At 45.7% G+C, this 10,496-nt stretch carries 6 protein-coding genes; 1 reads left to right on the top strand and 5 read right to left on the bottom strand.

Annotated elements, in window-relative coordinates; translation table 11 throughout:
* On the top strand, positions 1-147 hold a 147-nt coding region (locus KIH86_RS29950), incomplete at its 5' end, for a KOW motif-containing protein (RefSeq protein WP_223110284.1).
* A gap of 74 nt (positions 148-221) precedes the next feature.
* Here the strand turns inward: KIH86_RS29950 and KIH86_RS02840 are convergent.
* From KIH86_RS02840 to KIH86_RS02820, 5 genes are all read right to left on the bottom strand, one after another.
* Complete coding sequence (locus tag KIH86_RS02840) at positions 222-3,011, bottom strand: S-layer homology domain-containing protein (protein WP_223082396.1); 2,790 nt, start codon at positions 3,009-3,011, stop codon at positions 222-224.
* A 275-nt stretch (positions 3,012-3,286) separates the two neighbouring features.
* Entirely contained in the window at positions 3,287-3,931 is a 645-nt protein-coding gene (locus KIH86_RS02835) for an acetate uptake transporter family protein (RefSeq protein ID WP_223082395.1), read from the bottom strand.
* A 25-nt stretch (positions 3,932-3,956) separates the two neighbouring features.
* Positions 3,957-6,785, bottom strand: a complete 2,829-nt coding sequence (locus tag KIH86_RS02830) for an alpha-L-rhamnosidase (RefSeq protein WP_223082394.1) — start codon at positions 6,783-6,785, stop codon at positions 3,957-3,959.
* On the bottom strand, positions 6,782-7,774 hold the full coding sequence (locus tag KIH86_RS02825; RefSeq protein WP_223082393.1) for an alpha/beta hydrolase: 993 nt from the start codon (positions 7,772-7,774) through the stop codon (positions 6,782-6,784). Before KIH86_RS02825 ends, KIH86_RS02830 begins: the two co-directional genes overlap by 4 nt.
* Positions 7,771-10,428, bottom strand: coding sequence for a glycosyl hydrolase (locus KIH86_RS02820; RefSeq protein WP_223082392.1), 2,658 nt, complete (start codon positions 10,426-10,428; stop codon positions 7,771-7,773). The genes KIH86_RS02825 and KIH86_RS02820 overlap by 4 nt, the downstream gene beginning before the upstream one ends.
* Positions 10,429-10,496: the final 68 nt, after the last annotated feature.

Raw genomic sequence — 10,496 nt, 5'->3', positions numbered from 1 at the left:
ATTCACGTTGTATCTGGGCCACTAACAGGCAAAGAAGGAATTATCAAAAAGATTGACAAGCATAAAAATCGTGCCAAAATATTGCTTAGCATGGTCAATACTGCAGTGCTGGTTGATGTAGGGATTGAATTGATTAGTTCTTTGTAGCCATCCAGTTACTATGGATAAAAAGGACGAAGCAAAAAAACTCAGCTTCGCCCCTATTATTTATGCTTATAGTTTTACAAGAGTCCCGACTTCTCAAGCACTCTTTGCATAATAACCGCGATTTCAGCTCTTGTTATAAAGTCGTCGACTGCCAACAATGACTTGCTTCGACCATTCACAATGCCGCTATTTAAGCAAAAAACAACGGCGTCTTCGGCCCGACTTGATACTTTGCCTGCATCACTATACCGTTTAAGAACGCTTACATTTGGATCGACTGAAATTTTCTTAATTAAGCCAGTTGCATCCATGGCTCTATTAATGATGACCATTGCCTGCTCTCGTGTAATCGGTTTGTTTGGAAGGAAGGTTATATCCTGAAGTGCCGCAGTTCCTTCTAAAGTTTGGAGTCCCAGGCCACGTGCGAGAGCTGTCGTGAATTCTGTACCGGTAACAATGCTGTTTGGACTGAAATGAGTCCGGTCTGTTCCAGGGATGACCATTCGGGATGCCATCTCGTTGATTGCTTTACCCGCCCAATGGTTGGCCGTATCGTTGAATTCGGGCATATGCCAGATTACTGAATAGGCGCTGTTGGTCATGCTCTTGATTTGAGCATAATGCTTCCCGTTCATATTCATAATTTTAGTTGGCACCGGACGAACTGCACCATCTTCATCGACAGTCACACCTGTCATTACCTTCTCCGGGCTAACGTTATCGGGAAGGGTGAGCGTCCGCTCTACATATTCATTGAAATTCGATACTTCTATGCTCTTTTCTCCACGACTTGCCTTTACCATAAAATTGACTGGGGAAACAATTATTGAAAACCCGTCTTTTTGAGCTGCAGTCTCCAGAAGTTTAGACTTTTCTGCAGCCGCAGCAGATATTTCAATTTGTACTTTAAGATCATTCATACTGTTGGAATCTCCCAGTTGACCGGAGACTGCAGAAATATTGATTAGTTTGGCCGGGAGTCGATACGTTGCACGCTCCGTCTGAACCTCCATTACCGCCTTCTTATTTTCCATTGCCAGAATCATTTGGCCGCTTAAAACAACGGAAAATGTATCAGAATTCGTCACCATTGGAATGGAAACAACTGCTCCCTCACCTTTTGATGATAAATAGTCGGTCAGTTTCTTTAGGTCAACCAATAACGTTTCAACCGTCTGATCATTTTGTACAATTGTTTTGGTTGTTCCAAAATCGCTGGATTGTTCGTTAGAATTTCCGCTTGCAGGAACTTGTGGTGTGCTTGTTGGCGTGCTTGTCGGTGTGTTGACGTTAGTCGTAATCCTTACCGTGTTCGATTCACCTGTATTCACCCCGCCGGTCACAACCAGTCGAAAATCATAAACCGTTCCGGGCATCAATCCTGTTACAGTTGCGCTCGCAGCATTTTTTTCAATTGCCTCAGTTGTTGCCTTCGTCCAAAGGTTTTTACCGGCTAGAGACTGCTCGATAACGATTTTGTCCGCTCTAACAGGCGCTGACCAGCTAAAGCTTGCGGAAGTAGTTGTCGTCGCCGTGTTTGTAAAATCGGCAATCGGACTCAATGGAACCGGGGACATATATTTGTGCAAATAAGCCAATGAGGTACTAATTCGTTCGGCGGTTTTGTCAGGATCGTTGCCGAGAAAATGATCGGAGTTTGGATACAGAATGTACTTGTAATCCACTCCAGCCTGTGCAAGCGCAGCTGCAAGCTTCCGGGGATGCCCCGGTGCTACAATCTGATCATAGGCGGCATAAGCCATTACTGTTGGTGGTGATGTACTGCTCACATGCTGAAGCGGGGATACCGATTTGATCTTTTCCTCTGCACGCCCGGATTCAATATCTTCCACAGTAACGGGTTCATCTACCATCAAGCTCAGGATCGCAGCTGTTGATGTCGCATCAGATATGGGAATCCAGGTATCCGGATGCATATCGCTGGGACCAACGCTATCCAAGAGTAGAACAACTGGCAACGCCGAAACCTCTGCTCTGGAGTAGGCAAATAATGAAGCTAAATGGCCGCCTGCAGAATATCCTGCCATAGTCATTCTCGAAACATGGTAGCCGCGACTAGTCAATTCTTGCTTTAATGCGGCGACACATGCCTCAATTTCATCTTCCATGGACTTAATTGTTGCTCCATTTGCATCTTTTACCACTGTATAGTTCATGCTGGCCACGATGTACCCGGCTTGGGCGTATCGTTTCGGATCAGCCGTCTCTCCGCTTTTATCGCCTCCAGTCCAGGAACCGCCATGAACATATAGGATTACTCCAATGTCATCCGTCTTTGAAGCGTTTGTCGGGATGTACAAGTCATATTTATTGCTTTCTTTGTCACCATACGGCAAATCGCTATACACGGTACCATCCCCAGGGTTCCAGTCAAACAAATGGCCACCATTAATTAATTTTGAAATAACGTCAATGTCGGTTTTTATGCTGACAGTGTTCGAGGTTCCGGCATTCGTTCCGCCAGTGACCATCAGACGGAAATCATACACCGTGCCGGCTGTCAGTTCATTCACCGTAGCGGTGTTGGCATCTGTGGCAATTATGCCGGTTTGCGCCGGTGTCCAGGAGTTCTGACCAGCAGGTGACTGCTCAATAACAATATCCGTCACACCGCTTCCAGCAGCCGTCCATTGAAATGTTGCTGTGGTTTCCGTTCTGCCCGTACAGACAAAATCATAGACCGAACCAGTGACTGTAGCCGACGCCAAATCATTATTCGATTCAAGAGAGGTGGAAGTTAAAGCTACTGAAGATTTATCCTGTTGAGCGGCGTCCGTTTTTCCCGTAACGGGGAAACAGATCATAGATATTGCCATAAAGCAGATGAATAATCTCCTCAACATTATCGATTGCCCCTTTTCAAATTTGTATTGTCCGTTTCTAAGTGAAATGATGGCATATTAATTAATGATAGCGTTTTCACTCCTCTCTGCAAAACACTCCCGAAATGCTGCATGAAGCTTCCGGGAGTGTTTTTCTTCGGGACCGTTATCGATCGTTCTCTACAATAACGGTCTCTTTTGCTAACGATACCAGACTCAAATTACCGGGACTTGCGTTTTAACGACTGGATACTTATGATTTCACGACTTCATCCCTCTAAACACGGTTTCCATATTCAATCCATGACAGACTTCGTTTCTTGTCGATTCATCCCTTCCATATGCTTAATTATAGGACCTGGATTAGGGTAAACCTTTTTCTCGAATGTATCATTTACAACAATAGCCGACGCAAGATAAATCCCGCACAATCCGGACATCAATAGCAACCAGCCGGGTATGAACGAAAATTCCCGGGAAAGGACGCCCAAATCCATAAAAGCCAGGATCGGCAAGGCAACATCTAGAATGATAATAATTAAACACAGAAAAAATGGAGCCTTAAAATAAGCTGGAGTAAACAACCATAAAGCTATGGATAAACATAACCAGGCCCAACCGTCGATGTGACCATCAAGTACGATCGAACTTCCGGCCAAGTAAAATTTATACAGTTGCTCCGCACCACCGACCAGCATAAAGAAGGCGCTAAAGTAAAGAAACGTATTCCCCCCAGCCGTATTTCTGTTTTTTAAATCGACAATACCTACAACGAGCTGAACCACAAAGCCGCCTAGCAGCCACCACCCTAATAGAGGGGCAGCTTGATCCGTTACTCGTCCGGTAAATAGAGCAAAAAAACAAAAGCAGGACACGGCCAAGGCCACCAATCCAGCGGGAGCCGGATTAGCCCATGAATGATGATGACTCTTAGTTTCCAATTCAAATCCTCAATTCTATTATTGTTTATTTTATATGACTTAACTGTTCATCCATTTGATCCAGAATTTCCGACGGTATACGATAGATTGCCGCCAAATCCCGCAGGGATGAAACGCCTAATGAAGCACCCAGATCATCCGGATTGACTCCGGCCTGCTCAGACATCCATGTTCGAATTAATGATGCAGCCTCATCATGACGTAGAAGCTCGATCAACGGAGTCTTTGTACTAAATTCACTCAAGTAACGCTTGGTGGGTGGGTAGCATATCAAGTAATTGCCGCTAAGCAAATCCAAATGGACCTCTTCTCCCGATTGCTCGCCGTGAATGGAAGCAAGCTCCCAAGGATGCCCGTTTATAACCAATTCCTTTATTTGCGCATGAGGTAATCGAACTTGGGCTGACGCATTGAACGGAATTTCGAATTCAAAACGAAGATATCCTTCCCTAGTGATATCCCATCCGCTTCGATATGTGCCCGCTGCCGACTCAACCGTTGCTTTGGCCCATCCAAGTCTGGCATCCGGTTTGGGAGCCAGCTCCACTTGCCGAAAACCTGGAGCCTCTGCTATGGGATTAATCCCTGCTACGCAACGATACATCCACTCGATAATTGCACCATAGGCATAATGGTTTAAGGAATTCATGCCTGTGTCGCTTATTGTTCCATCCGGCAGGATCGAATTCCAACGTTCCCAAATTGTTGTTGCTCCTAATTTAACGGCGTACAGCCAGCTGGGATAATCATCATTGAGCAAAAGCGTATAAGCAAGATCATTACCCCCATTTTGGGTAAGGACATGATTCAAATAAGGCGTACCCACAAAGCCTGTCTTCAAATGGTTTCGGTCTGCTTTTAGCCGCTTCCGTAAAGCTTCAGCTGCCTTATCCTCATACCCCTCCGGAATCAATTCCATAAATAGCGCTAATGCATACGCTGTCTGTGTATCTACAGCCAATCTTCCGGTTTGTGTGAAATATTCATTCTGAATAGCTGCCTTCACTTCTTGTGAAATGTGTTCATAGTAGACGGCTTCCGCAGCTTTGCCAAGGACCTTCGCAGCTTTTGCCACAATATTTGCCGAATAGCAGTAATAGGCTGAAGCGATGAAGTCCTTGTCGGTTCCGCCAAACGGAGAATCCGGATTGCTGCTGTCCAACGAGAGCCAATCACCAAAATGGAAACCCGTCGTCCATAATCTCCGTCCGCCTGAGTCTGCATCTGCACGAATGATGTAATCGACCCATCCCTTCATGCTATCGAACTGCTGCTGTAAGATTGCAATATCTCCATAATGGATATACATATTCCATGGAATTATTGCCGCCGCGTCCCCCCATGCGCTTGAACCGCCCTCATGGACATTTGCAGCGGGAACAACCATTGGAACCTCTCCATCACGCTCTTCCTGCTCAGTCCCAATATCATAACAATATTTATTGAAAAAGGCATATGAATCCATATTAAAGCATGCCGTGCCAGAGAATACCTGGGCATCCCCGGTCCAGCCTAACCGTTCATCCCGCTGCGGGCAATCTGTAGGAACATCCAGAAAATTCCCTTTTTGTCCCCATTTTGCATTCAGGAAAAGCCGATTGACAAGTGGATTGCTGGTCTCTATATATCCGGTATCCTCCAGATCGGAATAAAGAACACATCCGGTAAAATCGTCAGTACTCAGTTCTCCTGTCCAGCCTTCAACCTTTACATATCGAAATCCATAATACGTGAAATGAGGGCGAACCATTGTTTCCCGTCCATCTGCTGTGTATTGATGCTCTGCTCTCGCGGTGCGTAAATTCTCCCGATAAAAATTCCCATTTTGCAGCACTTCACCGAACTGTAATCGAATTAAGGTTCCTCTTGGAGCCGTTGTCCGATATTCGATCCAACCGACCATATTTTGTCCCATGTCCAAAACCGTTTCCCCTGCGGGAGTAAGAATCACTTCAAGGGGTTTTCGCTTCTCTTTGACAATCACAGGAAGACTAAGCCTTGCCTTAAGCCGGTCATAACCCAGATCAATTTCACGGACGGAGTACGTTTCAGCAGACTGAAACGTGGCATCGTAAACTTCTCCGTCATACAAATTTCCCGACTGAATTTGACTTTGCACCGCAGTCCACGAGGTATCGGAGACGAATATATCTGTTGTACCATCCCGGTAAGTGACAACAACCTCGCAAAGAAGAGCAAACTTATTGCCATAGAGCTCGCTAGAATGGCCGTCAAAACCAAATCGCCCTTTATACAAGCCATTTCCAAGGCTGACCGATATTTCATTGTTATCCGATCGCAGCAATCCGGTTACTTCATACGTTTGATATTGCAACCATTTATGATAATTATTGAAGTTGGGCGTTAAGAATTCGTTTCCCGCTTTTACACCGTTAATGCACATTTCATAAAGCCCTAGTCCACATATATAAACACGAGCTGAAGCAACAGCTTTATTCAATTGAAATGAATTCTTCAAGACCGGATGTATGTCTGTATCCCATTCCGGGGTAATCCATTTTCCCATCCAGGGTTCGTTCAGCTTGGCCGTCTCAAACCAAGCAGGCTCGCTTATAGCCTGTTCCCCATTGTCTGCCCATACCTCTACGCGCCAAAAATAGCGGGTCCGCGGCATCAGTTCAATCGGCAGCTCAAAAGCGAGGCTGCTGATATCCTCCCTTCTTCCGCTATCAAATACGATATCTTCAAACTTCTGGTCAATTGCAACGACATAGCGGGCAGCTGTCTGTTTCTTAGCTTCCGTCTCGATTACTACATAAGAAAATCTCGGTTTGCCCAAATCAAACCCTAGCGGATTGGTTACACGATTGGTTTTCAGACGAATAATCTTCATGATTGCCCCACAGGTATTGCCTTTAATTGCTGATCCAGCAACGGCATAGATGCTTTAGGCAGAAGAGTTTCATCGAAATTGACAAGAATGCGTAATGGTAAAAACATGGCCTCTTCAAGTAATGGACTTTCTTCAAGCGCTGGCATCATAGATTGTAATAACGCCTTGCATTCGGGATTTCTCCAGAGAACACCCAGTTGAACATCTACATTATGCTCGGTAATATGATCAGCAAGCTGTGGTTCTGCATCCGATGCAAACTCTCCAAAAACATTTTTAAGCCAGGACACGCTCAAGCTGAACCATTTTGCAGCATCTGAATCCACCAGCTTTTTTAATCCATTGGAACTGAGAGGTTTCGCCAGCGATAATCCATGGGCGCCATTCTTAAAAACATGCATTTCAAACGGAATTCTCGCTTCGTTCAATGCCGCTGCAAAGGCTAATGGATTGGATAATGGCACTGTAGCATCGGAAAAGGTATGGAAAATAAATGTCGGTGGGGTTGTAGCATCTACGTATTCATTTACACCAGGTATTGGAGCTGGAAGATAACGACCCATATTGCTTAAAATAGCTGGATAGCCAAGAATAAGAGCATTAGGTTTCACTCTTCCCATTGTGCCAACTGCCGCCGCCAGATGACCTCCTGCCGAGAAGCCACATGCTGCAATCTTATCCGGGTCAATTCCCCATTCTCCACTGTTATTGCGAATAAGCTCCAAAGCTTCTTCGGCATCATTTAGCGGCTTCGGAAAGGCTGCGTTCTCTTTCACTGAGTACCTTAAAATAAAGGATTGATACCCTTCTGCTAAGAAGGCCATAGCAACGGGCTCAGCTTCCCGATCTGAACAAGCGTAGTATCCGCCCCCAGGCATTATTATTATAGCCGGCCGGATACTCGTATTGGACAACTCCGGCGAGTTATCCAGAAGATAAGCAGTTAAAGTTACACTGTCGTTGGTTAAATTAAGAGTGAAGTTTTTCATTTAATGTTCTCCTTACTCGGTTTTTCGATTAGTGCACACAAGCTTACGGGGCCTAGCAAGCCACTGGGTTCATGTTGTGCCAGCCTTGAGCAGAAATCAGTCAACTTTTTGGATAACGTATTTGTTACTTCAATCGTTAAAGTATTTTCTCCATTTTGCATAAAGGGTGTAACGTTATAACGATATGGAGTGCTTATACGAACTCCCGCTGAGTTTCCATTAACAAATACCTCTGCCGTTTCAAATACATCCCCGAGGTCAATAATCACGTGCCCGCCTATCTCCTGTGTATAAGCAAAGGGGATTTCATAGCGAATTGTCCCTGCAAAATCCGGAAGAAATCCAGGCAGGCTAAGATCCGTTAACGTAGCAAGCTCTCCCCAAGGCGCAAAATCCGGATATTGTTCCGAAGCAGCTGTAGCTACATTCCATGTCCCATTGATCGCAATTGCGGTTCCATTTATTTCTGCATCAAAATTTTCTTCGATTTCGAACTTATCACTCGCCGCAACAACAACGATAGATTCAAATGGAGCTAAATTCAGCAATAGACGAGTCCGGTCTCCCTCTTGGAGCCCAGCAGCCTTTACGAGCTTATTGTTATAAGCATCATAGAATGTGATGTTGTCCTGTACTGGAAGCGCAGCTTCTGTATTAATCGCTCGGATCGGGTGCTCGTTGAAGAACATATATACATCCATGTCTTGATGACGCATATGAAAATAACGCAAATAAGGCTGCCGATTCGAAATTTGAATTTCATAATGGCCGGCGCTGCGCAGGACTGTAGCCAATTGACCCGGATTAACTACATGGGCATTGTTGCAGAGAGCCAGTCGTTCAACCGCCTTTGCTTCTCCACCTTCACTCGTACGCTTAGGGAGTCCTCCCACAAAATAAACATCAATCCCGGCTTCAGCCAATTCAAGAATTCGACGCATAACTTCCTTGGGCAGCGCTTCACTGTAAGGGACGACCAAACAACTGTAGCTCTCATTCTGGATTAACATTTTCCCATTCTGAATTTCAGCTTCCGAAACAATAAGATCGCAAGTTACCACATCGCAATCAATCTGGTTCTGCATTAATTCCTTCACAGGTTTATGGAAATACATGTACTCGCCGGACCATTCCGCTTCCGCATGATACAGAACCGCAGCGGATGCAATATGCACCCCTCCCGACAGCAGATGGGACATCCGGTTGGTATAGTGGTTTAAATACTTGTAATACCGGAATTGGGGATTTTGGCCTCTAGCATACAGATGTGGCGGACAATCCGGGTCCGGGAATTCCTTGGGCGAGAATGCGTGGGGGACGAAATAGTTCACGCCTCGCACGAGCATATGATCGGTCATCCATTTCATTAATTTCAAGCCTTCGACCCAGCCATAAGCGCCAAATACTTCAGCCATTGTTCGTCCCTGCTTTTTGGCGTCCAGATGAGCCAGCGACGAGGCCATTTTGGCAAGACCATAATTGTAAAATTCATTGTCCGCTTCACCCGCCACCCATGCGGAAGGAATTTCATCAAAGCCAGGATTAAGCTGCCATAAGACTACATCCAGGCCGGACATGTCCTGCCCGCCAAGTGCTCGAAAGAAATGACCCGAGCCAACACCCAGCCTTGAATGTACATTGTTGTCTTCAATGACATGGCCGATATACTCGACCCCATGGCTTCTGCACCAATCTCCGATTTGTGATGTAAAGTACTCCGCGTAGAGTTTGCTCACCAGATTCATATAATGGTAGCGGATCTTGCTAACCGATTCTCCTTGACCGTGCCATAACAATGGCAGTAGCTCGGTGTAATTCGCCCCCACTTCCTGCTCCAGCAAGCGGTACATTTCCGGGGACCACGGCAGATCGGACATTTTTCCAATCGAAGTATCAAAGTTAGTTATTACAGGGTTCTTTCCGTTGTAAAATCCTGGCTCATCCGAGAAAAAACCTGCAAATGTGTCACCGAAGTCTTCGCCGTAACGAGCGTAGAATGCTTCATAGACCGTATCGATTAGGACCCGCACGGATTCCTTAACAATCGGATTCAGATAATCGCGCTTTGTCGGATCTCCACCGTTGGTATTCTCAAATATCGTAAAAATCCTCCAATAGCCCTCAGGCACATCCCAATACAGCTTGCCATCAATCACACTGGAGGATAAATCCACTCTTTCCTCCAGCAATTCTCCTGAAGCCGAATCTCGCTTGATGGCAATAACAATAATCTGGGAAGATACCGCTTCATAGAATCCAGGAAGAAAGGGGACTGCTACTTGAAACGATGAATTGGGCTTTGGCCCTAAAGCATCAACGTGAAGTGCTGACAAAAACAATCGCCGCAGCTCTTGAGGTGCTTCTTTTAATTGTCCGGCTGCATGTCCAGTTGGAAAATGATCATCATCAAAAACCCACACCTTCATTCCGCGTACCCGTGCTTCGTCCATGATTACATCCATATCTCTCCACCAACGGGGTCCAAGAAAATCCGGATGCGGCCGTGCTTCCACACAGACTGCCTTGATGCCTGACTCATAGATTCGAGCTATCTCTTCACGAAGTATGGCTTCTTCCTCACCGTGCTGCCAAAAGAACGGCAAGATAAAATTCGCTTCCTCGCCCGCCAGTACTTCTCTTAATTTGGTCGACATGATTCCGGACTCATTCCTTCCCTGTATCATAAATAGAGGGCTCCCGAAACACTTTTAGCAAGCGTCTC

It is taken from the genome of Paenibacillus sinensis (assembly GCF_019904155.1).
Taxonomy (GTDB): domain Bacteria; phylum Bacillota; class Bacilli; order Paenibacillales; family Paenibacillaceae; genus Paenibacillus_AQ; species Paenibacillus_AQ sinensis.
Note: the sequence above shows the minus strand (reverse complement) of the source record. Positions and strands in the feature narration are given on the sequence as shown.